General features: G+C 44.8%; 17 protein-coding genes, 2 tRNA genes and 2 rRNA genes. 13 read left to right on the top strand and 8 right to left on the bottom strand.

What is annotated here, in order from left to right; all coding sequences use genetic code 11:
* Window positions 1–390 precede the first annotated feature (390 nt).
* The 4 genes from lnt (at window position 391) to ACMFL8_RS13115 (ending at window position 6468) form a co-directional block, all read left to right on the top strand.
* The gene (lnt, locus tag ACMFL8_RS13130) at window positions 391–1965 is read left to right on the top strand and encodes an apolipoprotein N-acyltransferase (RefSeq protein WP_413191233.1); all 1575 of its coding nucleotides are present in this window, start codon (window positions 391–393) and stop codon (window positions 1963–1965) included.
* A gap of 138 nt (window positions 1966–2103) precedes the next feature.
* Entirely contained in the window at window positions 2104–2541 is a 438-nt protein-coding gene (locus ACMFL8_RS13125) for a hypothetical protein (RefSeq protein WP_413191232.1), read from the top strand.
* Window positions 2542–2838: 297 nt separating this feature from the next.
* Window positions 2839–4407 (top strand): peptide MFS transporter, encoded by a 1569-nt coding sequence (locus ACMFL8_RS13120; protein WP_413191231.1) that lies wholly within the window; start codon window positions 2839–2841, stop codon window positions 4405–4407.
* Window positions 4408–4650: 243 nt separating this feature from the next.
* Complete coding sequence (locus ACMFL8_RS13115) at window positions 4651–6468, top strand: aminopeptidase P family protein (RefSeq protein WP_413191230.1); 1818 nt, start codon at window positions 4651–4653, stop codon at window positions 6466–6468.
* 88 nt (window positions 6469–6556) lie between these two features.
* On the opposite strand, the gene ACMFL8_RS13110 is transcribed toward ACMFL8_RS13115, so the two are convergent.
* The 3 genes from ACMFL8_RS13110 to ACMFL8_RS13100 all read right to left on the bottom strand — a co-directional run bounded on the left by ACMFL8_RS13110 (window position 6557) and on the right by ACMFL8_RS13100 (window position 10381).
* The gene (locus ACMFL8_RS13110; RefSeq protein ID WP_413191229.1) at window positions 6557–7417 is read right to left on the bottom strand and encodes a hypothetical protein; all 861 of its coding nucleotides are present in this window, start codon (window positions 7415–7417) and stop codon (window positions 6557–6559) included.
* Window positions 7418–7533: 116 nt separating this feature from the next.
* The gene (gene fabF / locus ACMFL8_RS13105; RefSeq protein WP_010197811.1) at window positions 7534–8910 is read right to left on the bottom strand and encodes a beta-ketoacyl-ACP synthase II; all 1377 of its coding nucleotides are present in this window, start codon (window positions 8908–8910) and stop codon (window positions 7534–7536) included.
* A gap of 94 nt (window positions 8911–9004) precedes the next feature.
* Entirely contained in the window at window positions 9005–10381 is a 1377-nt protein-coding gene (locus tag ACMFL8_RS13100; protein WP_413191228.1) for an anhydro-N-acetylmuramic acid kinase, read from the bottom strand.
* Window positions 10382–10498: 117 nt separating this feature from the next.
* Between ACMFL8_RS13100 and tyrS the strand changes: the two genes are divergently transcribed.
* From tyrS to ACMFL8_RS13085, 3 genes are all read left to right on the top strand, one after another.
* A complete protein-coding gene (gene tyrS, locus ACMFL8_RS13095; RefSeq protein WP_413191227.1) occupies window positions 10499–11710 on the top strand; it encodes a tyrosine--tRNA ligase in 1212 nt (403 codons plus the stop codon).
* A gap of 101 nt (window positions 11711–11811) precedes the next feature.
* The gene (locus ACMFL8_RS13090; RefSeq protein ID WP_189586139.1) at window positions 11812–12390 is read left to right on the top strand and encodes a GNAT family N-acetyltransferase; all 579 of its coding nucleotides are present in this window, start codon (window positions 11812–11814) and stop codon (window positions 12388–12390) included.
* 31 nt (window positions 12391–12421) lie between these two features.
* Window positions 12422–12661, top strand: a complete 240-nt coding sequence (locus ACMFL8_RS13085) for a DUF1653 domain-containing protein (protein ID WP_189586142.1) — start codon at window positions 12422–12424, stop codon at window positions 12659–12661.
* Between the two features lie 81 nt (window positions 12662–12742).
* Here ACMFL8_RS13085 and ACMFL8_RS13080 read toward each other — a convergent pair whose 3' ends face one another.
* Both ACMFL8_RS13080 and ACMFL8_RS13075 read right to left on the bottom strand, forming a co-directional pair.
* A complete protein-coding gene (locus tag ACMFL8_RS13080; RefSeq protein ID WP_413191226.1) occupies window positions 12743–13579 on the bottom strand; it encodes an alpha/beta fold hydrolase in 837 nt (278 codons plus the stop codon).
* A 177-nt stretch (window positions 13580–13756) separates the two neighbouring features.
* Complete coding sequence (locus ACMFL8_RS13075; protein WP_413191225.1) at window positions 13757–14728, bottom strand: alpha/beta fold hydrolase; 972 nt, start codon at window positions 14726–14728, stop codon at window positions 13757–13759.
* Between the two features lie 236 nt (window positions 14729–14964).
* On the opposite strand from ACMFL8_RS13075, the gene ACMFL8_RS13070 reads away from it, so the two are divergent.
* Entirely contained in the window at window positions 14965–15642 is a 678-nt protein-coding gene (locus ACMFL8_RS13070; protein ID WP_413191224.1) for a hypothetical protein, read from the top strand.
* Window positions 15643–15666: 24 nt separating this feature from the next.
* Here ACMFL8_RS13070 and ACMFL8_RS13065 read toward each other — a convergent pair whose 3' ends face one another.
* Together ACMFL8_RS13065 and upp are read right to left on the bottom strand one after the other, a co-directional pair.
* Window positions 15667–16419, bottom strand: a complete 753-nt coding sequence (locus ACMFL8_RS13065) for an SDR family NAD(P)-dependent oxidoreductase (protein WP_194620880.1) — start codon at window positions 16417–16419, stop codon at window positions 15667–15669.
* Window positions 16420–16573: 154 nt separating this feature from the next.
* Window positions 16574–17233: a uracil phosphoribosyltransferase gene (gene upp, locus ACMFL8_RS13060; protein WP_189586156.1), complete on the bottom strand. Its 660-nt coding sequence runs from the start codon at window positions 17231–17233 to the stop codon at window positions 16574–16576.
* A gap of 271 nt (window positions 17234–17504) precedes the next feature.
* Between upp and ACMFL8_RS13055 the strand changes: the two genes are divergently transcribed.
* Entirely contained in the window at window positions 17505–18209 is a 705-nt protein-coding gene (locus ACMFL8_RS13055; RefSeq protein WP_413191223.1) for a DNA glycosylase, read from the top strand.
* A gap of 77 nt (window positions 18210–18286) precedes the next feature.
* On the opposite strand, the gene ACMFL8_RS13050 is transcribed toward ACMFL8_RS13055, so the two are convergent.
* The gene (locus tag ACMFL8_RS13050; RefSeq protein WP_413191222.1) at window positions 18287–18769 is read right to left on the bottom strand and encodes a hypothetical protein; all 483 of its coding nucleotides are present in this window, start codon (window positions 18767–18769) and stop codon (window positions 18287–18289) included.
* Window positions 18770–19467: 698 nt separating this feature from the next.
* Here ACMFL8_RS13050 and ACMFL8_RS13045 point away from each other — a divergent pair.
* The 4 genes from ACMFL8_RS13045 (at window position 19468) to ACMFL8_RS13030 (ending at window position 24480) form a co-directional block, all read left to right on the top strand.
* Window positions 19468–21006 (top strand): 16S ribosomal RNA (locus ACMFL8_RS13045).
* A gap of 92 nt (window positions 21007–21098) precedes the next feature.
* A tRNA-Ile gene (locus ACMFL8_RS13040) sits at window positions 21099–21175 on the top strand.
* A gap of 10 nt (window positions 21176–21185) precedes the next feature.
* A tRNA-Ala gene (locus ACMFL8_RS13035) sits at window positions 21186–21261 on the top strand.
* A 357-nt stretch (window positions 21262–21618) separates the two neighbouring features.
* A 23S ribosomal RNA gene (locus ACMFL8_RS13030) occupies window positions 21619–24480 on the top strand.
* The 16S and 23S rRNA genes sit together here with 2 tRNA genes alongside, the layout of an rRNA operon.
* Window positions 24481–24570: the final 90 nt, after the last annotated feature.

Below are 24570 nucleotides of genomic sequence, written 5' to 3'. Positions count from 1 at the left end.
CTTTCAATAGCCACTTTCAATAGCCACTTTTAGCAGTCATTTTTTTTACTACGCAAATTTACCCATTGATTAGCGCAGACTGGTATCATGGGCGGGTTTGATTTTTAGACGCTGTATTTATATCAATCTTATATAGTCAGTGAAAAGTAATATCGATACATCACGCACTGCTGATATCAATTTTTCTTGCTTGCTGTGCCTGTGCAGACAGAGGCTACAAAAAATTGATATCAGCAGTATCGTCGCGTTTTTGGGGTATTTTGACTATATTTATAAGACAATACTATTGAAAAGATAGGGCGTTTATAACCATTGAGCCAGCTTCAAGTTAAATATCGACTGAATACTAAACATGTAACATTTTAGATAATATGGTTTTGGATAACTGCTATGCGTCTGTCTACTGTTGATTTGCAAAAACGTCTGAACCCCGAAAAACCGAAGGGTTTGCCTATGGGGCTGACCATATTAATTGCTTGGTTGGCAGGGGCAATCTTTATCTTTGCGCTCGCGCCTTATGGTATTTGGCCAGTAGCACTGGTATCGCCCGCTATCTTATACGCGCTATTGATGCCTGAGATGACAGGCCGCCGTGCCTTTATTATTGGTCAAGCGTACGGTACGGGATTGTGGTGCGTGGGTGCATTTTGGCTGTATACCTCTATCCATGTCTATGGTGCGACGCCCGCATGGCTGGCGCTGATTATGATTGCTTTGATGGGTCTTGGTATGGGCTTGTTCCACGGACTTTTGGCGTTGGTTTTTAATCGCATGGTCGGTAAGCAGCCCTTGGCTTTTGCGGCGCTTTGGGTATTGCAAGAGTGGATGAAAACGTGGTTATTTACCGGTTTTCCATGGCTGTTCGTGGGTTATGCCTTTACCGAGCAGTATTGGCTGTCGTCATTAGCACCTGTTGCTGGTGTTTTTGCGGTTTCTTTCGTCGCCATCCTGTTGGCTGCAAGTACCGTTGAGCTCTTGCGTCGTCGTGGTGGTTATATGGTTGTGACTGCCGCATTACTCGTAGTGAGTGTTTCATTATGGCTTATTAATCCACAATGGACAAAACCAAAGGGCACGCCTAATTTATCGGTATCGCTGATCCAAGGCAATATTCCGCAAGACCTAAAATGGCTGACCGAATATCAAGTAGAAACCTTAAAAATCTATGCAACCTTGACGCGTACCGAGTGGGGGCGTGACATTGTCTTATGGCCTGAATCCTCGATTCCAATGTTTCAGACCGAAGCCGTTGGCTTTATCAACGAAATGGTCAAAATGGCCAAAGAGACTGATACCACATGGGTCACAGGAATCCCTTATAAGGATGAAGCGGCATTTGATGCCAGTACAGATAAATATCCACCATTTTATAATAGCGTGGTTGCATTGGGTGCACAGGCAGAAGGGTTGTATAAAAAGCAACGTCTCGTGCCATTCGGTGAATATATTCCATTTGAAGGCCTGCTCGATATCCTGCCTAACTTAGCTGGTAGCCAAGACATCATGAGCTATAGCCGTGGTAGTGATCAGCAGTCACCATTACGTGTACGCGGACATAATTTGGGTGCAGCCATCTGCTATGAAGTTGCTTATCCTGATACCACCCGTAAAAACGCGATTGGAACAGACTTTTTATTAACTATCTCAAACGATGCATGGTTTGGCACATCGGCAGGTCCACTGCAACATCTACAAATGGTACAAATGCGCGCGCTTGAGAACGGTCGCTGGTTTATGCGGGCGACCAACACTGGCGTGACGGCTATTATCGATCATAAAGGTCGTATCGTCGAGCGTGCACCGCAGTTTGAACGTACCGTATTACGCGGTGATGTTCAGGCACGGGTAGGTAACACACCCTTTATGCGCTTTGGTAATTATCCGATTTTGCTCATTATTGCGCTCTTGTTATTATTGAGCTATCTTGGCAAGCGTGAGACTCCTCGAGGCCGTTCGATCAGCTAATTAATTAGAATGATACATGCTAAGTTTCGCAATTTTTCGATAATAAACCCTTTAAATAGTTAAGGGTTTTAACAAATGGGCATAAATTGCGATATAATAGCCAAATATTTCAAATATTCTGTGCAAGGTGGATAAGGTATGTCAGAAGATATCGTCAACAACAATCCAAAAAAAGAGCTGTTGTATGCTTTAGGCGGCGTTGGCTTATTTTTAGCGATTGTATTACTCATTGGTGTCTCAGCATTCTTGCGTCCAGCAGGAGAGCATATTACGGCTGACACGACAGAAAACTCAGCCGCTGCTGATGAAGCAGAAACTGTGGCTGCTGAAGATGCCGCGCCAGCTGAGGCAGACGCCGCAACCGCACAAGAAGCGACCGCACCTGCTGCTGCAGATGCAACTGTAACACCAGCGACAGATGCGGATAGTACGGTCGTCACTGCGGAAGCAGGTACAGCGACCGCCTCTGGCACAGTAAGTCAAGTGGCAGTTGCTGATGCTGATTTGACAGCTGAACAAGCAGATGGTGATCTAGATGCGGGCAATGCCGCTGATGATACGGCAGCAGCACAGTAGTCTGTAACATGGTCATTTAAATAGCCAAATAGTGACACTCTACGCTAAAATGAGTGGCATTATGGCGTCTTTATCGGCAGTGATATCAATAGGATAGTACTACTGTCAAGACTCAAAAGAAAAACTCGTTCTCATCTGATGAGAACGAGTTTTTTTATGGGTATTTGTGTAATTTATAGCCAACTTTTTCTTTACTTGGCCATAACCAAGTGAAACAATATTCCGCCTATAATGACCGTTCATCTAAGTAATTGGGGGTTTGGTCATTACTAATATGATCTTTAAAGGAATAAAGTTATGGGCATAGAAACACAATCAGGGGCTAGCGCGGCTGAATTGGAAGCGCTAGACAACGGCTTTATGGGGCATCCCAAGCCATTACGCTCGCTATTTTTTACGGAAATGTGGGAACGTTTCTCTTATTATAGTATCCGTCCTTTATTAGTCCTGTTTATGGTAGCAACGGTAGGCAGTGGTGGCTTTGGTTTTGATGAGGTCACTGCATCTGCTATCTATGGTATTTTTGCTGGTTCATTGTATTTAGCGGCAGTACCGGGCGGTTGGCTAGCAGATAACTGGTTGGGGCAAGAGCGCGCTCTTTGGTGGGGCAGTATTATTATTGCGCTCGGTCATTTATGCATTGCGCTCTCTGCGTTATTTGGCATGACGCTGTTTTTTGTCGGTCTGATGTGCATTGTGTTGGGTTCAGGGTTATTTAAGACCTGTATTTCAGTGATGGTTGGTGCTCTATATACCAAGGGTGACGTACGCCGTGATGGTGGCTTTACTTTGTTCTATATGGGCATCAATATTGGTGCGCTACTAGCGGCACTGATCGTCGGAATCTTTAAAGAAAAAGGCATGTGGCATGTCGGCTTTGGTGTCGGTGGTCTTGGGATGCTGGTGTCGTTACTCATCTACCGATTTGCGGCGCAAAAAAATCTAACACGCTACGCAAAGGCTAAAGGCATCAGTGCTGAATGGGAAAATGCCAACGGTCGTTATAAAAATATCGGTCGCTGGGTTGCAGGGTTTTTAGCATTGTTGGTTGCGGTTATTATTTTGGTGTCTACGGGTATTATGCCGTTCAATCCTGAGATGGTCGCGCAGTACATGACTTATATCATTGCAGCCGTGGTGATACTGTACTTTGCTATTATGTTTATCTCACCGCGTTTAGATAAGACGGATAAGTTACGTCTATTGATCTGCTTTATCTTAATTATTGGTTCAACGTTATTTTGGTCAAGTTTTGAGCAGCAGCCAACGTCTTTTAACTTATTTGCTGATCGCTATACTGACCTTAATGTCTTAGGGTTTGAAGTACCAAGTATTTGGTTTCAGTCATTGAACCCTTTATTTATTCTTATCTTAGCGCCAATCGTCAGTATTATCTGGGTCAAGATGGCTAACCGAGGTCTTGAGCCGAGCAGTATGGCTAAGTTTGCACTTGGTATGTTACTTGCGGCAGCAGGTTTTTCATTGATGATTTTTGCCTCTAAGAGCATTTTAGCGCCTGGTGCTGGCTTAGCATCACCGTTATGGCTGGTAGGTAGTTTATTATTATTGACGTTGGGTGAGTTGGCACTAAGCCCAGTGGGTTTGTCTGCAATGACCAAACTGGCACCAGAGGGCATGCAAGGCCAAATGATGGGACTTTTCTTTGCCTCTATTGCCATGGGTAACTTGGTTGCCGCTTTCTTTGGTGGTCATGTATCTGCTGATAAAATTGAAGGGTTACCGGGTTTGTTTACAACCATGACCATCTTTTTGGTGGCTACCGCTGTATTGTTATTGGTATTAGCAAAACCTATCAATAAAATGCTTAAAGATAGCGAGCGTGAAAAACAACTGGCCAAATCATAAAATAAGCTGATATACATTTGTGAATAACAACAGCACAAGTGACGTATGACAAGACGTGTTACCATTATCGGTAGCACGTTTTTATTATTCTATTAAACCAGTTGTTTTCTATATTTAACTGACACATGAAACCATTCTAATCACCCAAATAAGACGGCTATCCATAGTCGCCTCACAGTAGTGTTTTTTTTAACTCTAATTTCTCCAAAATCAATTGCTCTACCTCTAATAAGGACACATTCAATGAATAAACAAACCATTCATGACCGTATCGACAGCTTACGTAAAAGCCTAGCGACGCAGGATCTCACTGCGATTATCGTACCCTCTGCTGACCCGCATTTATCTGAATATTTACCAGAATATTGGCAATCACGTTTATGGCTATCAGGATTTACCGGTTCGGTCGGTACGCTCGTTGTGACTGCTGATTTCGCCGGATTATGGACGGATAGTCGCTATTGGGTACACGCCGCCGATCAGTTGGAAGGCACGGGTATTACTTTAGAGAAGCTTGCTCCAGGTCAGCCAAATCATATCGATTGGCTAGCTGAGCATTTACAAGAAGGCGATAGTGTCGCCGTCGATGGCAATGTGCTGTCTATCGCGGAGCAGGATCGACTGCTAAATGCATTTGATGTCAATGACATTACTTTGATCACTGAGCGCGATGTATTGACAGAGATTTGGACAGATCGTCCAGCGCTGCCAGCCGCCAAGTTATATGCTCACGATGAACAGTTTCTTGCTCAGTCTGCCACCTCAAAACTTGCCGCCGTGCGTGCAGGTATGGCAGAGGCAGGAGCGACGCATCATTTACTTTCAAGTTTAGATGACATCGCATGGTTGACCAACTTACGCGGTGCTGATGTTGACTATAACCCTGTGTTTTTGTCACATATGCTCATCAGTGAAAACGACGCGACGTTGTTTATCGATAGCAATAAAGTCAGTGCTGATATCGCAACCGCCCTAAAAGATAGCGGTATTACGATTGCTGATTATGATGCAGTACAAGAAGCATTGAGTACGCTTACGCCAGAAGATTTATTGTTATTAGATCCAAGTAAGGTTGCAGTCGGTACGCTATCGAAGATGGCAGACGATGTTGGCTTTATTGAGCAGATGGCACCAAGTACGTTACTTAAATCCGTTAAAGCTGATGCTGATATCGATCATGTGCGTGAGGCAATGCGTCAGGATGGTGCTGCCTTAGCTGAGTTTTTTGCGACATTTGAGCAGCGCCTAGCAAACGGTGAGCGTTTAAGTGAGCTAGACGTGGATAGCATGCTAATCGACGTACGTAGTCAGCAGCCACACTATGTATCACCCAGCTTTCCAACGATTGCAGGTTTTAATGAAAACGGCGCGTTGCCACATTATCGTGCAACTCCTGAGAAGTTCAGCTACCTTGATGTGGCCGAGGGCGAGGGCGGGCTACTACTGATTGATTCAGGCGCGCAATATCAAAACGGCACGACTGATATCACTCGTGTGGTCGGTATCGGACAAGTAAGCTCTGAGCATAAAAGTGACTTTACCACCGTGCTCAAAGCCCATATTGCATTGGCAAAAGCGCATTTTCCTGACGGTATTGCCTCACCATTAATTGATGCCATTTGCCGTGCGCCATTATGGCAAGCACAGATGGACTATGGTCATGGCACTGGTCATGGCGTTGGTTACTTCTTAAACGTTCATGAAGGCCCACAAGTCATTGCTTATAGTGCCAGTACGCCAAAAGAGCGTGCGATGAAAGAAGGTATGATCTCAAGTAATGAGCCAGGTCTATACCGTGAAGGAAAATGGGGCATTCGCATAGAAAACCTAATGGTTAATACACCAGTGGCAAGCCCTACCGAGACAGAGTTTGGTAAATTCTTAAACTTTGAAACCGTTACCTACTGCCCGATTGATACGCGTTTGATTGAGTCGTCATTGTTGAATCAAGTAGAGATTGATTGGCTGAACGACTATCACAGCCAAGTTTATGCGGAGCTAAAAGACCGTGTCGATGGCGCAGCACTTGAGTGGCTGACCGAGCGTACTCAGGCTATCTAAAGTAAGAGCCTATATCTGCGCATTTAAAATAAAAAAATCCCCGTAAATTTTACGGGGATTTTTTTCTAAACAGCAGCATTTAGTTTTCTTATGACTTTTTACTAATCTCTAATTTATCCTGTTCACTTAAATGCTGAGTGACCTCTGCACGTAGCCAAGATTTTAGATTTTCAGACATGAGCATCATCTGATCGCTTAGGTAGTCATCAATCTGCATTTCCAACTCGCGGATTAACTCTTGATGCGTTGCGCTCAATTTTGCGTCTTTTAATGCCAGTTTGATGGCAGTACTGGCTTTATCATTAATGGCTTTAATAGCGTTATCATGTTTAACGCTGCTATTATTATTGACTGTATTATCTTCAGCAGTGTTTGCATGCTCGTTGATGGTTTTATGGTTTGCCGTGGGATTTTCAGTAGCCACACTTTGGGTATTATTTTTCTCAGAGTTATCAGTGGCACTACTATTAACGTTTGCTTTGTCCGCAATATTTGTCTCGATCGCTGCTACTGACTTGTCACCATTGCGCTTATCAGCAGCTAGCATCGCATTCTTTTCTTGTTCTTTTTGCGCGGCTTCTGCTTCTTCGCGCAGTTTGGCCTCTTCTTTTAATTTAGCTTCTTCTTGGAGCTTGGCCTCCGCTGCTGCTTTTATTTTTTGTTCTTCTTCGAGACGTTCTTTTTCAGCAGTGGCGCGTGCTTGTTCTTGTTTTTCCGTGATCGCTTTGGCAATCGCTTGCTCGGCTTCGTGGTTTTCATAGAGCTCATCGATATGAGCATCTAAATCATGGGTTTGAAATTCAAAGCTCTCAAAGGGTGTATCGCTTTGCAGTAAAGTGGTGATATCTTTTAGTTCTTGGGTGATTGCTGCGCGTATAGGCTCAGGCGCACACGTCCAGCGCTGATAAAACTGATGGGAAAATGAGTAGCTTGACATGGTATCTTCCATAAATGTTCCAAAAATTACCCCTTATCATACGCAAGTACGATAAGGGGCTGCAAGTGGACAAACGTAGCAAATCTGACACCAAGGTTACAACAACGCGTGTTGTATGCTTTTATGCTCTAGTCATTGCTAGGCCAACGTGCAAAGACTAACGAGCCATTAGTGCCACCAAAGCCAAAGCTATTTGAGACAGCGTATTGCAAATTCTCAACTTTGCGAGATTGATTGGCGACATAGTCGAGGTTACAGTTGTCTTCCACATTATCCAAATTGATAGTCGGTGGTACGTGCTGATGCTGTAGGGAAAGCACTGTAAATATGGCTTCAACGCCGCCTGCTGCACCTAGCAAGTGACCAGTCATTGACTTGGTCGAGCTGACTAGAATACTGTCTTTCACTGGGGCGAATACGGTTTCAATAGCAATTGATTCAGCGACATCACCGGCAGGCGTGCTGGTGCCATGAGCATTGACATAACCAACACTCGATGGCTCAATACCAGCATCGTGCAAGGCATTTCTCATTGCGCGTGCAGCACCATTGCCATCTTCTGGTGGTGCAGTAATGTGACCTGCATCATCACTCATACCGAAACCGACCAATTCAGCCAGTATGGTCGCGCCGCGTGCTTTGGCATGAGCCAAGCTTTCGAGCACGACCATACCAGAGCCATCACCGAGTACAAAACCATCGCGGGCTTTATCAAATGGACGCGAGGCTTTGGTTGGCTCATCATTGCGGGTTGAGAGTGCATGCATAGCACCAAACCCTGATATGCCAAGCGGGCTTGAGCCTTTTTCACTACCACCGGCCAGCATCACATCGGCATCACCATAAGCAATCAGGCGTGCTGCAAGTCCGATCGCGTGAGTGGCTGTTGTACAGGCAGTCGATGTTGCGAGGTTGGGGCCTTTTAAGGTGTGCTTAATCGCCACCAATCCAGCCGCCATATTTATAATAGAGCCTGGAATAATAAAGGGTGAGACTTTCAGCGCGCCTTTTTCACGCAGGGTATCGCGGCTGTTTTCAATGGTTTGAATACCGCCAATCCCTGAGCCTAAAATAATACCAAAACGCTCTTGGTCAACACCTTGTACAGGCGCATCAGCCGCGCTTATTTGGTCGATAAAGCCCGCGTTCTGTAGTGCCATGCTAGAGGCGGCGATACCATAATGAATAAATTCATCATAGCGACGTGCGTCTTTGGCATTCATATATTGTTTGGCATCAAAGTCTTTGACCACACCCGCGATTTTTGCACGATATTCGGCAGCATCAAAATGGGTAATCGGTGCGATACCACTCTCGCCATTGAGCAGTTTCTTCCACGAGCTATCAACGTCTAGACCCAGTGGTGTAATGGCACCCATGCCAGTGATCACCACGCGCAACTCATCAGAGCGCTCGTAGTGAGGTGGTTTATGGCGCGGTTTGTGCGCCGAGGTTGCGCTAACCTGATCGGCTTGTGAGGTGGTTGAATTGCTGTGTTGGCTCATGCGATATATCCTGTACTTACGGTCCTAAGAGGATGTTATTTCGGAAGTCATTATAAAACACATAGGTGCACGTATGTAAACTAAAATTAATGGACTAGGCAAAGCACACTTGCCCCAATACTACGTTTTTACTTGCACCAGTGACGGCTGGCAAATTACCTGTTTCACCCATCAATGTCTGTCTCGCTAGCCATGCAAAAGCAACAGCTTCTACCCATGTTGGATCTAATCCTAAGCTCGCAGTGGTTTCTACCGTGCAATGCGGGAGATGTGCCTGCAAACGCGTCATCAAGTAGTCATTTAAGGCACCACCACCGCAGACGTACACTGAAGTGTTTTTATTAGCGTCGATAAATTTATTAATTTGCGCACTCGCACTGATGGCTGTCAGCTCAGTGAGTGTGGCCTGTACATCTGCTGATGAATAACGAATGACCGCAGATGCCTGCTCGAATTTTTGTAGCTCGTCTTGCAGCCATGCCAAATTAAAATCTTCACGGCCAGTACTTTTGGGATAAGATTTTGCAAAAAACGGATGTTCCAACAGTTGGTTGAGTAACGGGTCAATGACTTGACCAGACTGCGCCCACGTACCACCAGCATCATAATCTTTATCCGTATGCAACGCTGTCCATGCATCCAATAGTAAATTGGCAGGGCCAGTGTCGTAACCCACAACGCCATTATCTACAACATTACCTATGATATTGTCTGGTTGATTTGATGAGTTATTAGAAGCCGCTGGCAAGACAGTAATATTGGCAATACCGCCCAAGTTCAATAGCACGCGAGTACTGTCAGGTGTGGCAAACAGCGCCTGATGAAAGGCTGGAACCAGTGGCGCACCTTGACCACCAACGGCCATATCACGGCGTCGGAAATCACTGACCACACTGATACCTGTACGCTCAGCGATGATATTGGCATCGAGCAACTGCAAGCTAAAGCCCATCTGCGGACGATGGCGCACAGTCTGTCCATGACAGCCAATGGCTAGCACCAACTCTACATCGGTATCGGCTTGTGTTAATAACGTATTGACCACCTCGCTTGCAAACTCACCATACTCGCGGCTTGCCCAGCCGAACCAGTCCAGCTCACTGTTTGGTTCGTCAGCCGTGGGTGTCAATGTCTGAACACCATTGGGCTGACATAATGCCAATAATACTTCACGCAGTCGCGGTGGGAAGTCTTGGCTATAAGAAGCTAAGAAGCGCATGGGCTGCTGAGCCTCGTCTTCATTACCAGTATCTGTACCGAATTGACAAAGAACGGCATCCATACCGTCCAAACTGGTGCCCGACATCATACCGATATATAAGCCATCATCGAAGTTTTCAAACACTGTTTGCTCAAGTGCCTCAGTAAGTGTGGCATAATTTAAATCGTCAATATTTTCCAAGCTATTATCCAAATCACTGTCCATCTCTAAATCTGGACGAGTATCAGCAGTCGATGCGGGGTTGGTCATGGCAATTTACCTTAAAAAACGCTAGTATATCCGTCAAATTCTAACATCTTTTGACAGCGACGAGATTCTAAATCGCTCAAACGTTTAATCCTTAATAAAGACAATAAAGAGATCATCATGACCACGCAAACTTACACCCTAGAAGAACAACTTGCCCTTATCCAACGCGGTACGCAAGAAATCCTATCTGAAGAGGATTTAGTGGCGAAGCTTAAGCTAAACCGTCCATTGCGAATCAAGGCGGGCTTTGATCCTACCGCACCTGACTTACATTTAGGTCATACCGTGCTGATCAATAAGCTTAAGCATTTTCAAGATTTGGGTCATGAGATTTATTTCTTAATCGGTGATTATACCGCCAAGATTGGCGATCCTTCTGGCAAAAACAGCACGCGCCCACCATTGACTGATGAGCAAATCAAAGCCAATGCCACGACCTATGCTGAGCAAGTATTTAAAATTTTGGACAAAGAAAAAACCCGTGTGGTTTTTAACTCTGAGTGGTTTAATGACATGAGCGCCGCTGATATGATTCAGCTTGCCAGTCAGCAAACCGTTTCGCGTATGCTTGAGCGTGATGATTTCTCTAAACGCTATGCCTCACAGACCCCAATCTCTATCCATGAGTTTTTGTATCCGCTCGTGCAAGGCTATGACTCTATCGCGCTGAAAGCCGATGTTGAGCTTGGCGGTACCGATCAGACCTTTAACCTATTGATGGGTCGCACGTTGCAAGGTCGTTATGGTCAAGAGCAACAAGTATGTATCACCGTACCCATTTTAGAAGGGTTAGATGGCGTTAATAAAATGTCTAAGTCTTTAAATAACTACGTGGCCATTTATGATGCACCGGGTACGATGTACCAAAAAATCTTATCTATGCCAGATACGCTAATTCGCCGCTATTTTGAATTTTTAAGCTTTAAACCAATGGATGAAGTCGAAGGTTTACTAGCAGAAATGGAAAATGGTCGCAATCCACAAGAAATCAAACGTATTTTAGCCGAAGAGTTAATCGAGCGTTTCCATGATGCTGATGCCGCTGCCAATGCGCACAAGTCAGCCGGTAATGTCTTAGCTGATGGCGAATTGCCAATCGATTTGCCAGAAGTAACGGTAGATCTAGAAGGTCAGGATGCACTGTTTATCACTCAAGTACTCAACCAATCAGGGCTTGCGAAAAACAGCTCATCTGCCAAAGACATGGTAAAACGTGGCGTAGTAAAAGTAGATGGCGATGTGGTTGATGGTGGATTTAGTCTAACGTCTGGTCAGACAGTCGTTATCCAAGCAGGCAAAAAGGCTTATGCGAAAGTGACGGTTGCCTAAGAGACTGTTGCCTAAGAGACTGTTGCTTAAGAGACTGTTGCTTAAGAGACTGTTGCTTAAGAGACTGCCACCTAAACTCATAGTGGCTTAAGGAAAAATAAATGCTAGATTTACCGACATTATCAAGTAACGGTATTACCCTTAAGCCATTGATGCTCAGTCATGCAACTGACTTAATGGAGGCTTGCCAAGATGGTGAGCTATGGAAAATAAACGAGACGTCGGTACCTGAGCCAGACAAGGTCATCGACTATATCAATACCGCAGATTCAATGCCTGATAGACAAGCATTTGTCGTTATTGATGAATCAAATGGTAAAGCGATTGGTACAACGAGTTTTCATGATATTTTACCAACCAGCAAACGCTTAGAAATTGGCTATACTTGGTATGCTAAATCGTATTGGCGAACGCATGTTAATACGACTTGTAAGCTTATGCTGCTAAGCTATATATTTGAAACCTTGAAGTATCAAACCGTAGGCTGGCGTACAGATATTGACAATTATCGCTCACAGCAAGCCATTGAGCGCTTAGGTGCTAAAAAAGATGGGGTGATTCGAGGCAATCGTGTACGCCGTGATGGCATCATTTCAGATACAGTCATGTATAGCGTTGTCAGTTCTGAATGGCCACAGATAAAGTCCAAGCTAGTAGAAAAATCACAAAGCGTTTATTAGTCCTTTAATTATCAATATGAATGAGCTGTTTATGTCTCAACAAAATCAATCCATTGTCACCCAAGGCATTTACCGCCATTATAAAGGCAGCCTTTACCAAGTTTTGCACACCGCACAACATTCAGAAACCGAAGAATCGTTAGTCGTTTATCGCTGTTTATACGGTGAATATGGCGTATGGGTAAGACCTTTAGCAATGTTTACAGAGACCGTTGAAGTCGATGGCAAAGTAATACTACGCTTTGAGCTTATTAAATCATTAGCGGATTAATGAATCAACTTCGTTAAAATCCATTGCCCAAATAAAAGGCGACCCGTTAAGGTCGCCTTTTTTATGTCTGTTAAATAATAACTAGCTATTCAAAAACGCAATCAATGTGTCATTAAATTCTTTAGCATGGGTCACATTGATACCGTGTGGACCACCTTCGACAATATGCAACTGACTGTCGGCAATCATATCGTGCGAGCGCTGACCACTGGCCTCAATCGGGACGATTTGATCAGCATTGCCATGAATGACTAAGGTTGGCACATCGAATTTTTTTAGGTCATCACGGAAGTCGGTATAAGCAAAGGATTTAACGCAATCATAAGTCGCTTTCGCTGAAGCAAACGAGGCGATATCGCGATTGTATAAACGCATTGGTTTGCTGACCAACAGCTTGCCATCTGCTGGCGTAAAGAAATTCTTGGTAAAGTCGTTCAAGAAGGCGATACGATCTCCGCTTACGCCGTCTAAGAATTCTTGGATATCTGCTTCTGCTAACGCACCATCAGGATTGTCATCAGCTTTAAACAGATAAGGCGGAACGGCAGAGGCGAGTACCGCTTTGCTAATACGCTCTGAACCAAAGTTGCCCAGATAGCGAGCGACTTCTCCGCCACCCATAGAGAAGCCAACGATAGTAGCATCTGTTAAATCCAGCTCATCCATCAAGGCTTTTAGATCTTGTGCCAAAGTATCATAATCATAGCCACTCCATGGTTTAGAGGATTGACCAAAGCCACGTCTATCATAGGTAATCACTTGATAGCCTGCTTCGACCAGTGCAGGAAGTTGTGCCTCCCAAGCGCGTCCACTCAGCGGCCAGCCATGGATTAATACCACAGGCTTGCCAGTACCTTGGACTTCGTAATATAGGTCGACAGATTGTTCATCTTGCTGTGCAACGTTAACGTAAGGCATAAGTCTTTCCTTTTAGAATTATTATTAAAAAGTATTTTATTTTAACGTTAATGCGCTTACGCAGCTAACGTCAGGTTTTTAGTATAAAAGGTGGATAGAGCGATTACTATGACGGGTTGTACAGTAACAGTGTCGATTATAGAGTGGTTCTGTGACATCACAGTAAGTTGCACTGAGCTAGCGACCTTGCAAAAACTCTTTTAATGCTCTATAAAATCCAATCGGCTCATCCAAAGGAATGGCATGACCTGCACGTGGCAAAATAACTTCAGTGGCGTTAGGCAGCATTTGGGTCACTTTCTGCTGCCATTTGGGATCATAAAGTTTAGAGCGACCACCGATGAGATTAACCACTGGCATAGTGACTTTATCTATGGCACCCCGAAAATCGTAAGGTAAGATCAAATAGGCTTGCAAGCAGCGCATTTTTTGATGCCAAATGCCGTGGTCGTAAAGCGCGAGTGTGTGGTCGTTTTTATGAGTCATCGCTTGTATAAAAGCTTTTGAACGCGTGCGATTGACGGATAGCAAAGAAAACAGCCTTTCGACATCGGTTGCACGGCGCTTGAGCGCAAAAGGCAGATGGGCAAAGCTATTAGAGTCCGCATAAGGTAAGGTCAGATCGATTACTTCTTGAAAAATATCGAACACTTCTTGCTGCCGCGTGCCAAACAGACCCCCTTGCCAGTCGTCTTGATTATGAATCGCTGGATTTTGATCAATATTAAGATAGCGACTGACCCTTGATGCGCCAAAACGCTCAAAATAAGACCACATGACTTGCGCGCCCATCGAAATAGCCGCCACTGGCAAAGCCTCTATTTGACGCCATTCACAAATTTTCTCAATCACAGCGTTGGCATCATCAGCATATTGACGGACAAAATCAAACTGTTCCATCGTGAGAGCTTTTGCAGCGCCAAAACCACGCAGATGCGGCAAATAAAATGTATATTTACCTGTCAATGCCAAGATAAAAGGCAAGAACTCGCGTGCATCCATCCCATAAGCATGCAGCATTAGCACTGGCGTGCCTTGACCAATAACTGAAACTGGCAGAGACGTACCGTCAGCAGCGGTAACCGTCAGCGTTTGCAACTGATAACGCGACTGGTAGCGACTGGGCAACGTCATTAAATTGGTCATCATAGCGTCGTATTTCCGTCATATATATTGTAATTAATTAGGGCATGTTGAACATTCAACATAAAGTATTTTTATCTTATCGATGAGAGCTTGTTATAGTAAAATCTGTGCTAATAAAACTTGTATTAATCAAACACAACTAAGCTGACCATAGCATAAAATGTATAGACAGTAAGTGACGCTTGTGATTAACAGCCATTATCCTAAACTTGAAATAAAAGAATAAAGGGGCGATGCTTATGAGTACACCGACACTGGCGTCACTGGCGTCACTGGATCGCAGCCTTTACCCACAAGTTTGGGAGCAGCAGACATTTAATGATGCGCACAGCTTATTGATAGCGATGTTAACGGGCAACATTAAGACAGATGCCAAGGCTTTTTCCGATGCTTTCACTAGGCAATTACTGGCCAATGATACTTATCAACAGTGGATTAACTTTACGGTATTTGGCGGTTATCTGCAGCGTCAATTTATGGCTTTTTATCGGCAGACAGAAGACAGCTTTAATACAGATATGCCAGCGTTGTTTCGCCGAGAGCTCATACGTCATGCTCAGTATTTACCGCTTACGCAAATATTGTTTTTGGCAGGAGACATGCCCAAAATCGCTCGTTTCGATAAGCTATTAACCACGACTGTGAATCCTGCCACGGCGGTCTTTAACGCACAGCAAGCCCATAAAAAATCTACTATGAATCGTTCAGTAGCAGTTATTAATCAGATAACCGTCGTCGGTAGGCAGGTGATGGGATTTCCCATACGTCATAATAGGCGTACTAGTGAGCGCACGCGCAATGAAGTATTGGTTTTAGATTTTCAGGAGTTGCGCTTGGTCAATGAAGAGAATGTCATCAGCAAAAAAAGAAGCAACATAGATGAGACTATGTTGCTTCGATATTACGAATTACGTTAATGAGCCGAACGGTCGGCTAAACTTTTAAGAATCTTTCTTAGCAATCGTCAACCCGTTATAAGTTTGCGCAACTGGCATCACTTCCAAGCGATTGACATTAATATGAGCCGGTGATTCGATTAGCCATAATAAAATATCGCCAATATCATCGCCGGTCATGGTTTTAAAGCCATCATAAACCTTGGCGGCTTTATCATCATCGCCATGATAGCGGACGTTTGAAAACTCAGTGCCTGCGACATTACCCGGTTCGAGATTGGTCACGCGCACTTGGGTACCGATTAAATCCGCGCGCAGATTTAGACTGAATTGCTTGACGAATGCTTTGGTCGCGCCATAGACATTCCCACCAAAGTACGGCCAACTGCCAGCAATCGAGCCAACATTGATAATATAACCGCTATCGCGCGCGACCATCGCTGGCAAGACCGCGTGAGTCAGCGCCATGAGGCCTTTTATATTGGTATCAGTCATACGCATCCAGTCATCAAGACTGCTACTTTGTGCAGGCTCAGTACCGAGTGCCAATCCCGCATTATTAACGAGCACATCGATTTGCTTAAAACCATCCGGCAAGTCAGCAATGATTTGTGGAATAGAAGCCGTATCGCTCACATCCATCACCACAGGTAAGAATGATTCGCCCAATGTCTCTGCTAGAGCGTTCAGCTTATCAAGGCGTCTAGCACAACCAATCACACGATGACCATTAGCGATTAGACGCTCTGCCAGCGCTTTACCAAAACCGGCGCTTGCTCCTGTAATCAATACGTTCATTATCTATCCTTATCGTTGATGCTGTGTTTGTATCCTGATTTTTAAGACGACTGTTTGTCTTAGCGTATATGTTTTGATTTGCTTACATGAATCACAATTGTCGCAACTACGGTTAGATAGTTACTTACTTATTAGTTAATTACTATTTAGGCAGTTACTTGTTAGCTAACTGTTTACCAAATATCTTATCACCCGCATCGCCAAGACCTGGAATAATATAACCGTGCTCATCCAAATGACTGTCTAATGCAGCGGTATAAATGGTTACGTCAGGATGTGCTTCATTGACCACACGCACGCCTTCAGGTGCGGCAACCAATACCAACGCTTTGATATTGGTGCAGCCATTTTTCTTTAGCATCTCGATGGTCGCAACCATTGAGCCACCAGTGGCTAGCATTGGATCAATGATCAGGGCAGGGCGTTTGTCCATGTGGCTGACGAATTTTTCAAAGAAGGGCACTGGCTGTAAGGTTTCTTCGTCACGTTGCAAGCCTACGACAGAGATTTTTGCAGTAGGAATCAGGTCGAGCACCCCGTCCAACATGCCAATACCTGCACGTAAAATCGGTACAATCGTTGCTGTTTTACCGATAATTTGCTCACCAGTGATTTCACCACACCAGCCTTCCATTGGGAACGTTTCAATTTCAAAATCGCGGCTTGCTTCATACGCCATCAAGCGTGCAAGCTCTTTGGTCAACGTACGAAACTTATAAGTACTACAGTCTTTTTCGCGCATTAAACTGAGTTTATGACGGACTAGTGGATGATCGATTACCGTAATTTCTAAACCGCTATTTAAGTCGCTCATAAATACTCTCTTGGTTTTTGGTCTGATGCTTGCGCAGTCACTGCGTTTGCTATTAGTATAAAAGATACAAACACTTACTACACTTCAACCGTATAGGTAACACAGTAATCATAAGCTTAGCGTTTCCATAATCGCAATCAAAGCAAAGATGGTTTAAGCCAATTAAATTATCATTTCCCTATCTAAGCCGACTATATGCCATGGTTAAATACGAAGTAGTGTTTAGGCCTGCTATGATACCAAAAAAACTGCTTTTCTGATGAAGAATCTTATGAACAATCAACCAGCGAACATTGAAGATGTAATGAATAATGCCAATAGTGCTAGCGCCTTATCCAAAACGAAGGCTGTAGAAGTAGAAACCCATCCGTTCGCTCCTGTGTTACCACCAGATGCCACCGTAATGATGATGGGCACCTTTCCTCCGACTGCCGATAAATGGGCAATGAGTTTTCACTATCCGAACTTTTATAATGATATGTGGCGTATCTATGGTCGCGTATTTTTTGATGATGCAGATTATTTTAGAGTAGGGGATGAGAAGCGCTTTGATCCTGAGCGTATCCGCGACTTTATGTTTGAGCGTGGCATAGCTTCTTGTCCGACAGTAAAACAAGCGATTCGTGAAACCGGCAATGCCTCAGATAAAAATTTAACGGTCGTCACCACTGTAGACCTAGATAGTATCTTGCCGCAAGTGCCAAAGGTTCATACGTTATTTACCACAGGCGGTAAGGCGACTGAGGTATTGCTTAACTTATTGGCCGAACCACCAGCCAAGTCCAAATATCCTAAGACCAATCAGAGTATGGATTATCCCTATCAATGGCAAAACGATGAGGCAGTGTTAAGAGCTAATAGAGTAAATGAACTAACGCTATATCGATTGCCTTCTACTTCGCGTGCTTATCCTTTAGCACTAGATAAAAAGATAACGGCTTATAAGGATTTCTTTGAGAAGGTAGGGAAGCTGTAGAGTCAGGGTTTGAAAATATGATAAATCAAAACTGAATTAGAGAACTATCAACTGTATAGAGTAAGTTGACTGACCATCTATATATAAAATAGGTTCAGTTCGTAATTTCTACTGTCTTTTAAATATGAAATCAAATTGTTACCTACAGGTAGAATATCTTCGGAAAACTCAGCTGATAAATCATGATTAGCAAGTGCAAATTTACTCGTATCGGCTTTGTAGATTACATAGTCGAGGTTGCTTTTAGTAAAGTGTGAAAGATTATCTATCATTAACTCTCTGTCAGTAACTAACCATGAGTCATCAAGTATCTTGTCATCGATAAACATAAAACCACCTTCTAAGTACTTATCTAAAACCTGACATTGTGGCTTGACATCAAAGTAATATAGAAATTTCAAAATATAGGATAGATGGAATTGTGGTAGAGTAAACTGATATTTGTTTTTATTCATAATATAACGAAACATCCATCCCGGACTTCCAAGATGATATGGATAGTAGTAATCGAAAACATCTATACCGCTTAGATCTAAAAATCTAAAATTATGATCATTCATTAGTAAAAGTTCCTTCAATACATTTAATGAATCACTATGACTGACTCTACACTCTTAGAATATAAGTTCAAACTAAATAAAAATAAACCTACATTTCCCCTTGACCCAAATTAAAACTTACGTATAATGCCACCCAGCCGAGAGGGAAGGCTACTTGATTTATCAAATATTTTTAAATTAAGAATAGAAGTTTAGAACTTTTAGAGCAATTTAAAAATTACCTCTTGACACAGAATTTAAAGCGTCTATAATACGCCCTCATCAAGACGAGCTGGAAGTAACTAGTGTGTAGATTACACATTAATAACCCAGTTAACCTGATGAAACAAATTATAAAAAAGCTTGACAATCCCAATCATTATGATAAGATAGTCGGCTCGCTAGATAGCTTAACCCGCAAGGGTTTGAGACTAAACAGCAAGAGAGATACCCAATATATCAGTTACTGGACGACAGTGATTGAGCACTATTTAAAAGCATAACTAAAGAACAACTTGTGTGGATTTTTGCTGATTCAGAATGCTAAAAAATAAAGTTGGTTTTAGCTCCTTTTCGGAGTTCATTCTAACTATAAAAATTATCATTTAAGACAGCAGAAAAACTCAAAGTTAATTCATTACGAACATAATTTTTAGCGATTTTGCCAGATTAGATGAGCCAAGTTTAGAAGTCTCTTTAAAGGACTTCATAGCAAGATTAAACTGAAGAGTTTGATCATGGCTCAGATTGAACGCTGGCGGCAGGCTTAACACATGCAAGTCGAGCGGAAACGATGATAGCTTGCTATCAGGCGTCGAGCGGCGGACGGGTGAGTAATACTTAGGAATCTACCTAGTAGTGGGGGATAGCACGGGGAAACTCGTATTAATACCGCATACGACCTACGGGAGAAAGGGGGCAGTTTACTGCTCTCGCTATTAGATGAGCCTAAGTCGGATTAGCTAGATGGTGGGGTAAAGGCCTACCATGGCGACGATCTGTAGCTGGTCTGAGAGGATGATCAGCCACACCGGGACTGAGACACGGCCCGGACTCCTACGGGAGGCAGCAGTGGGGAATATTGGACAATGGGGGAAACCCTGATCCAGCCATGCCGCGTGTGTGAAGAAGGCCTTTTGGTTGTAAAGCACTTTAAGCAGTGAAGAAGACTCCGTGGTTAATACCCACGGACGATGACATTAGCTGCAGAATAAGCACCGGCTAACTCTGTGCCAGCAGCCGCGGTAATACAGAGGGTGCAAGCGTTAATCGGAATTACTGGGCGTAAAGGGAGCGTAGGTGGCTCGATAAGTCAGATGTGAAATCCCCGGGCTCAACCTGGGAACTGCATCTGATACTGTTGAGCTAGAGTATGTGAGAGGAAGGTAGAATTCCAGGTGTAGCGGTGAAATGCGTAGAGATCTGGAGGAATACCGATGGCGAAGGCAGCCTTCTGGCATAATACTGACACTGAGGCTCGAAAGCGTGGGTAGCAAACAGGATTAGATACCCTGGTAGTCCACGCCGTAAACGATGTCTACTAGTCGTTGGGTCCCTTGAGGACTTAGTGACGCAGCTAACGCAATAAGTAGACCGCCTGGGGAGTACGGCCGCAAGGTTAAAACTCAAATGAATTGACGGGGGCCCGCACAAGCGGTGGAGCATGTGGTTTAATTCGATGCAACGCGAAGAACCTTACCTGGTCTTGACATATCTAGAATCCTGCAGAGATGCGGGAGTGCCTTCGGGAATTAGAATACAGGTGCTGCATGGCTGTCGTCAGCTCGTGTCGTGAGATGTTGGGTTAAGTCCCGCAACGAGCGCAACCCTTGTCCTTAGTTACCAGCGGGTTAAGCCGGGAACTCTAAGGATACTGCCAGTGACAAACTGGAGGAAGGCGGGGACGACGTCAAGTCATCATGGCCCTTACGACCAGGGCTACACACGTGCTACAATGGTAGGTACAGAGGGCAGCTACACAGCGATGTGATGCGAATCTCAAAAAGCCTATCGTAGTCCAGATTGGAGTCTGCAACTCGACTCCATGAAGTAGGAATCGCTAGTAATCGCGGATCAGAATGCCGCGGTGAATACGTTCCCGGGCCTTGTACACACCGCCCGTCACACCATGGGAGTTGATTGCACCAGAAGTGGATAGCTTAACCTTCGGGGAGGCGTTCACCACGGTGTGGTTGATGACTGGGGTGAAGTCGTAACAAGGTAGCCGTAGGGGAACCTGCGGCTGGATCACCTCCTTATAGATGGCATTCGGTCAGCAAGAATTCACAACAAGTTGTTCTTTAGTTTAGCTAGTATTTATTATTAGCGCTTTGCCTTTACAGGCAGACACAGGCCTGTAGCTCAGCTGGTTAGAGCACCGTGTTGATAACGCGGGGGTCGGCAGTTCAAGTCTGCCCAGGCCTACCATTTATTTTACGGGGCCATAGCTCAGTTGGTAGAGCGCCTGCCTTGCACGCAGGAGGTCAACGGTTCGACTCCGTTTGGCTCCACCATAATAAATACGATAGTAAATATATTAAACAAGCATAAACAGAAACAAATAATTCAGATATTACATCATACGATTATTTCTTTCTGTTTTATACAGAACTTATGACTCGACGAGAGCGTAAGAACTATTTAAAAACATAGATATGAGTCTGGGTTAGGAACACGTGTTCACGCGTTGTTCCTAACCTTAATAACTCACTACTTAACGACATCAGTTGTTATCCCAGTAGTGAGTTATTAAAAAAGTAAAGAGAACTGAATCAAGCGTATAAAATTAGGTGATATCGTTATCATAATTAGACTTTATGACACTTTGAAGTTAAAACTTATTTATAAGTTAAGACTACTTGGGGTTGTATGGTCAAGTAATGAAGCGCACATGGTGGATGCCTTGGCAGTCAGAGGCGATGAAAGACGTGACAGCCTGCGATAAGCTTCGGGGAGGCGGCAATATCCTGTGATCCGGAGATTTCTGAATGGGGAAACCCACTTACCATAAGGTAGGTATCTCGTACTTGTACGAGAAGCGAACGAGGGGAAGTGAAACATCTCAGTACCCTTAGGAATAGACATCAAATGAGATTCCCCAAGTAGCGGCGAGCGAACGGGGAGAAGCCGATTAGTGCTAATGTAGAAGAACAGCGTGGGAAAGCTGACCGTAGTAGGTGATAGTCCTGTATTCGAAACATTAGCGTTAACATATTAAGTAGAGCGGGGCACGAGAAATCCTGTTTGAAGATGGGGGGACCATCCTCCAAGGCTAAATACTCCTGACTGACCGATAGTGAACCAGTACCGTGAGGGAAAGGCGAAAAGAACCCCTGTGAGGGGAGTGAAATAGAACCTGAAACCGTGTGCGTACAAGCAGTGGGAGCCTTAATTTATTAGGGTGACCGCGTACCTTTTGTATAATGGGTCAGCGACTTATGTTCTGTAGCAAGGTTAACCGTTTAGGGGAGCCGTAGGGAAACCGAGTCTTAATAGGGCGTTTAGTTGCAGGGCATAGACCCGAAACCGAGTGATCTATCCATGAGCAGGTTGAAAGTTGAGTAACATCAACCGGAGGACCGAACCCACTGTCGTTGAAAAGCCAGGGGATGACTTGTGGATAGGGGTGAAAGGCTAATCAAACTCGGTGATAGCTGGTTCTCCCCGAAAGCTATTTAGGTAGCGCCTCGGACGAACACCATTGGGGGTAGAGCACTGTTTCGGCTAGGGGGTCATACCGACTTACCAAACCGATGCAAACTCCGAATACCGATGAGTGATATCCGGGAGACACACAGTGGGTGCTAACGTCCATTGTGGAGAGGGAAACAACCCAGACCGCCAGCTAAGGCCCCAAATTCCTAGTTAAGTGGGAAACGAGGTGGGAAGGCATAGACAGCTAGGAGGTTGGCTTAGAAGCAGCCATCCTTTAAAGAAAGCGTAATAGCTCACTAGTCGAGTCGGCCCGCGCGGAAGATGTAACGGGGCTCAAACTAGGAGCCGAAGCTGCGGATTTGAATTTGTTTTCAAGTGGTAGGGGAGCGTTGTGTAAGCCTGTGAAGGTGTGTCGTAAGGCATGCTGGAGGTATCACAAGAGCGAATGCTGACGTGAGTAACGATAATGCGAGTGAAAAGCTCGCACGCCGGAAGATCAAGGGTTCCAGTCCAACGTTAATCGGGGCTGGGTGAGTCGACCCCTAAGGCGAGGCCGAAAGGCGTAGTCGATGGGAAATCAGTTAATATTCTGATACTTGTTTATAATGCGATGGAGGGACGGAGAAGGTTATGTCAGCCTGGCGTTGGTTGTCCAGGTGAAAGGATGTAGGCTTGTGGCTTAGGTAAATCCGGGCTACTACATGGCTGAGATCTGATAGCAAGCTGTACTTGTACAGCGAAGTGGCAAATACCATGCTTCCAGGAAAAGCTTCTAAGCAATAGTTATAAACGAATCGTACCCTAAACCGACACAGGTGATCAGGTAGAGAATACCAAGGCGCTTGAGAGAACTCTGCTGAAGGAACTAGGCAAAATGGTACCGTAACTTCGGGAGAAGGTACGCTGTTGATGGTGATAGGACTTGCTCCTTGAGCTGTTGACAGTCGCAGATACCAGGCTGCTGCAACTGTTTATTAAAAACACAGCACTCTGCAAACACGAAAGTGGACGTATAGGGTGTGATGCCTGCCCGGTGCTGGAAGGTTAATTGATGGGGTTAGCGTAAGCGAAGCTCTTGATCGAAGCCCCAGTAAACGGCGGCCGTAACTATAACGGTCCTAAGGTAGCGAAATTCCTTGTCGGGTAAGTTCCGACCTGCACGAATGGCATAATGATGGCAGCGCTGTCTCCAGCAGAGACTCAGTGAAATCGAAATCGCAGTGAAGATGCTGTGTACCCGCGGCTAGACGGAAAGACCCCGTGAACCTTTACTACAGCTTTACATTGAACTTTGACCTGACTTGTGCAGGATAGGTGGGAGGCTTTGAAGCAGACACGCTAGTGTTTGTGGAGCCAATCTTGAAATACCACCCTGGTCATGTTGGGGTTCTAACTCAGGTATAACAATACCGAGGACAATGTATGGTGGGTAGTTTGACTGGGGCGGTCTCCTCCTAAAGAGTAACGGAGGAGTACGAAGGTGCGCTCAGACCGGTCGGAAATCGGTCGTAGAGTATAAAGGCAAAAGCGCGCTTAACTGCGAGACCCACAAGTCGAGCAGGTACGAAAGTAGGTCTTAGTGATCCGGTGGTTCTGTATGGAAGGGCCATCGCTCAACGGATAAAAGGTACTCTGGGGATAACAGGCTGATACCGCCCAAGAGTTCATATCGACGGCGGTGTTTGGCACCTCGATGTCGGCTCATCTCATCCTAGGGCTGAAGCAGGTCCTAAGGGTATGGCTGTTCGCCATTTAAAGAGGTACGCGAGCTGGGTTTAGAACGTCGTGAGACAGTTCGGTCCCTATCTACCGTGGGCGTTGGAAATTTGAGAGGATCTGCTCCTAGTACGAGAGGACCAGAGTGGACGAACCTCTGGTGTTCGGGTTGTCACGCCAGTGGCATTGCCCGGTAGCTACGTTCGGATGGGATAACCGCTGAAAGCATCTAAGCGGGAAGCCCACCTCAAGATTAGATTTCCCTAAAGAGCCGTTGAAGACTACGACGTTGATAGGCAGGGTGTGGAAGCACAGCGATGTGTGTAGCTAACCTGTACTAATTGCTCGTTTGGCTTGACCATACAACACCCAAGTGGTTTGTATCAAAGCTCTAATTAATCTATCTTGTATAGCCTAGGCTATAGAATAAAAGAAAGAATATTTCGATATCA

The organism is Psychrobacter sp. AT9 (assembly GCF_047272965.1).
Taxonomy (GTDB): Bacteria; Pseudomonadota; Gammaproteobacteria; order Pseudomonadales; family Moraxellaceae; genus Psychrobacter; species Psychrobacter glaciei.
Note: the sequence above shows the minus strand (reverse complement) of the source record. Positions and strands in the feature narration are given on the sequence as shown.

What these genes read in the sequence shown, in the direction of transcription:
- lnt (WP_413191233.1), top strand. Translation starts at nt 391, where the DNA reads ATGCGTCTGTCTACTGTTGATTTGCAAAAACGTCTGAACCCCGAAAAA.
- ACMFL8_RS13125 (WP_413191232.1), top strand. Translation starts at nt 2,104, where the DNA reads ATGTCAGAAGATATCGTCAACAACAATCCAAAAAAAGAGCTGTTGTAT.
- ACMFL8_RS13120 (WP_413191231.1), top strand. Translation starts at nt 2,839, where the DNA reads ATGGGCATAGAAACACAATCAGGGGCTAGCGCGGCTGAATTGGAAGCG.
- ACMFL8_RS13115 (WP_413191230.1), top strand. Translation starts at nt 4,651, where the DNA reads ATGAATAAACAAACCATTCATGACCGTATCGACAGCTTACGTAAAAGC.
- ACMFL8_RS13110 (WP_413191229.1), bottom strand. Translation starts at nt 7,417, where the DNA reads ATGGAAGATACCATGTCAAGCTACTCATTTTCCCATCAGTTTTATCAG.
- fabF (WP_010197811.1), bottom strand. Translation starts at nt 8,910, where the DNA reads ATGAGCCAACACAGCAATTCAACCACCTCACAAGCCGATCAGGTTAGC.
- ACMFL8_RS13100 (WP_413191228.1), bottom strand. Translation starts at nt 10,381, where the DNA reads ATGACCAACCCCGCATCGACTGCTGATACTCGTCCAGATTTAGAGATG.
- tyrS (WP_413191227.1), top strand. Translation starts at nt 10,499, where the DNA reads ATGACCACGCAAACTTACACCCTAGAAGAACAACTTGCCCTTATCCAA.
- ACMFL8_RS13090 (WP_189586139.1), top strand. Translation starts at nt 11,812, where the DNA reads ATGCTAGATTTACCGACATTATCAAGTAACGGTATTACCCTTAAGCCA.
- ACMFL8_RS13085 (WP_189586142.1), top strand. Translation starts at nt 12,422, where the DNA reads ATGTCTCAACAAAATCAATCCATTGTCACCCAAGGCATTTACCGCCAT.
- ACMFL8_RS13080 (WP_413191226.1), bottom strand. Translation starts at nt 13,579, where the DNA reads ATGCCTTACGTTAACGTTGCACAGCAAGATGAACAATCTGTCGACCTA.
- ACMFL8_RS13075 (WP_413191225.1), bottom strand. Translation starts at nt 14,728, where the DNA reads ATGATGACCAATTTAATGACGTTGCCCAGTCGCTACCAGTCGCGTTAT.
- ACMFL8_RS13070 (WP_413191224.1), top strand. Translation starts at nt 14,965, where the DNA reads ATGAGTACACCGACACTGGCGTCACTGGCGTCACTGGATCGCAGCCTT.
- ACMFL8_RS13065 (WP_194620880.1), bottom strand. Translation starts at nt 16,419, where the DNA reads ATGAACGTATTGATTACAGGAGCAAGCGCCGGTTTTGGTAAAGCGCTG.
- upp (WP_189586156.1), bottom strand. Translation starts at nt 17,233, where the DNA reads ATGAGCGACTTAAATAGCGGTTTAGAAATTACGGTAATCGATCATCCA.
- ACMFL8_RS13055 (WP_413191223.1), top strand. Translation starts at nt 17,505, where the DNA reads ATGAACAATCAACCAGCGAACATTGAAGATGTAATGAATAATGCCAAT.
- ACMFL8_RS13050 (WP_413191222.1), bottom strand. Translation starts at nt 18,769, where the DNA reads ATGAATGATCATAATTTTAGATTTTTAGATCTAAGCGGTATAGATGTT.